This window comes from Vibrio ouci, assembly GCF_004551525.1.
GTDB classification, from domain to species: Bacteria; Pseudomonadota; Gammaproteobacteria; order Enterobacterales; family Vibrionaceae; genus Vibrio; species Vibrio ouci.
In genome coordinates, this window is sequence record NZ_SATR01000336.1 from 1 (window position 1) to 505 (window position 505).

At 37.5% G+C, this 505-nt stretch carries 1 rRNA gene; it reads left to right on the forward strand.

The annotated features are described in order from the left end of the window. The first annotated feature begins 26 nt into the window (after positions 1-26). Positions 27-143 (forward strand): 5S ribosomal RNA (rrf, locus tag ELS82_RS25910). Positions 144-505 lie beyond the last annotated feature (362 nt).

Here is a 505-nt window from a genome sequence, read left to right on the forward strand (position 1 = left end):
AACAGCTTTCCGAATTAAAGAATTTGCTTGGCGACCATAGCGATTTGGACCCACCTGATTTCCATGCCGAACTCAGAAGTGAAACGAATTAGCGCCGATGGTAGTGTGGGGTTTCCCCATGTGAGAGTAGGACATCGCCAGGCTTTAATTTCGACTTTGCTTATTTACTAAGCAAGTCACCATAAAGTTCTAAATTATTTAGAGTTTTATGTTGACTTACAGAGTCAATRGCGTATTATACGCGTCCTGCTTAAGTGCTAAGGCACTGAAAGCAAAGCTCTTTAACAATATAAACCTATCAATCTGTGTGGGCACTCGTTGATGATAATCCAATTAGATATTTCTCTTAATAAAGAGCGGTATCAAATTAGGTTTCAATGAAACGAAGTGACCAATACAAATAATTACTTTCTTTATAGAGAGGGGTTATTTGGCACAGTCAATTCATTATCGTTCTGTTGGAACGATAATAGCTTTAAAATTACACAGTAGTTTTGAAGTCAGT